Genomic DNA, 869 nt, shown 5'->3' with positions numbered 1-869 from the left:
CCGGGGGAACGGGCGAGCGGCGGGGGGACGGCGAGGAGCGGCCCCCGTCCGCGCCGGGTGACGACTCCCGCTGACCCCGAGGGGATCCCGTCGGACGGCGTCCGTGGCGTCGTCCCCCCGGGTCGCGCGGGCGGACCTCAGAGCCGGCGGGCCAGGGTCACCCCGTCGCGCACGGGCAGCAGGACGGACTCCACCCGCTCATCGGCGGTGATGGTGTCGTTGACCCGGCGGATCGCCTCGGTGGCCTCGTCCCGGACCTCCGGGTCCACCACCTTCCCCGAGCGCAGGACGTTGTCCAGCACCAGCAGGCCGCCGCGCCGCATCCGGGGCACCAGCGCCTCCCAGTAGTCGGGGTAGCCGACCTTGTCGGCGTCGATGAAGGCCAGGTCGAAGGTCTCCTCCGCGGGCAGGGCCCGGATGGTCTCCAGGGCGGGGGCCAGCCGCAGCTCGATGCGGTCGGCGACTCCCGCCCGTTCCCAGTAGCGGCGGGCGACGGAGGTCCACTCCTCGTTGATGTCGCAGGCCAGCAGGGTGCCGTCGGCGGGCAGGGCGCGGGCCATGCACAGCGCGGAGTAGCCGGTGAAGGTGCCGACCTCGATGATCCGGCGGGCACCCGTCAAACCCACCAGCAGGGCCAGCAGGGCACCCTCGTCCTGCGTGATCTGCATGCTCGTGAGGTCCGGGTAGGTGCGGCGGGTCTCCTCGGCGAGATCGCGCAGCACCTCGTCGGCGGCGGGGGTGGCGTGGGCGATGAGGTAGCTGTCGAGCGCGGGGTTCACGATCTCCATGGGCTCCATGGGCCGACCCTACGGCCGGGAGCCGACAGCGGGCGGGAGGGGCACGGGCCCCGGCTCAGCCGGGGCCCGTGC

Annotated in this window: 1 protein-coding gene; it reads right to left on the bottom strand. The window is 74.6% G+C overall.

Going from position 1 to position 869, the window contains the following annotated elements; genetic code table 11:
- Positions 1-137: 137 nt before the first annotated feature.
- A complete protein-coding gene (locus FOE67_RS27185; protein ID WP_182667470.1) occupies positions 138-788 on the bottom strand; it encodes an O-methyltransferase in 651 nt (216 codons plus the stop codon).
- Positions 789-869 lie beyond the last annotated feature (81 nt).

Origin of the sequence: Streptomyces calidiresistens (assembly GCF_014141525.1) — a bacterium.
Taxonomy (GTDB): domain Bacteria; phylum Actinomycetota; class Actinomycetes; order Streptomycetales; family Streptomycetaceae; genus Streptomyces; species Streptomyces calidiresistens.
The sequence above is the reverse complement of the archived record's forward strand: the minus strand, read 5'-3'. Positions and strand labels throughout refer to the sequence as shown.

Excerpts from the sequence above, each read along its gene's own strand:
- FOE67_RS27185 (WP_182667470.1), bottom strand. The coding sequence starts at position 788 with ATGGAGATCGTGAACCCCGCGCTCGACAGCTACCTCATCGCCCACGCC.